At 59.4% G+C, this 409-nt stretch carries 1 protein-coding gene; it reads left to right on the top strand.

Translation table 11 applies throughout. The annotated features are described in order from the left end of the window. On the top strand, positions 1–409 hold a 409-nt coding region (locus C0Z19_RS27765), incomplete at both ends, for a [protein-PII] uridylyltransferase family protein (protein ID WP_500472333.1).

Here is a 409-nt window from a genome sequence, read left to right as displayed (position 1 = left end):
AGCTTGCCGAGCGCGACGAGCGTCATCGCAAGGCCGGTGATACCCGCTATCTGGTCGAGCCCAACGTCAAGGAAGGCAAGGGCGGTCTCCGCGACCTGCATACGCTGTTCTGGATTTCGAAATATTACTATCACGTCCGCGATCCGGCCGATCTTGTGAAGCTTGCCGTGCTCTCGAAGCAGGAATACCGCCTTTTCCAGAAGGCTGAGGATTTCCTCTGGGCCGTGCGCTGCCATATGCACTTCCTGACCGGCAAGGCGGAGGAGCGGCTCTCCTTCGACATCCAGCGCGAGATTGCCGAAGCGCTTGGCTATCATGCCCGTCCCGGTCTTTCCGCAGTCGAACGCTTCATGAAGCACTACTTCCTCGTCGCCAAGGATGTCGGCGATCTCACTCGCATCCTCTGCGC

It is taken from the genome of Trinickia soli (genome assembly GCF_002879855.1).
Classification (GTDB): domain Bacteria; phylum Pseudomonadota; class Gammaproteobacteria; order Burkholderiales; family Burkholderiaceae; genus Trinickia; species Trinickia soli.
Note: the sequence above shows the minus strand (reverse complement) of the source record. Positions and strands in the feature narration are given on the sequence as shown.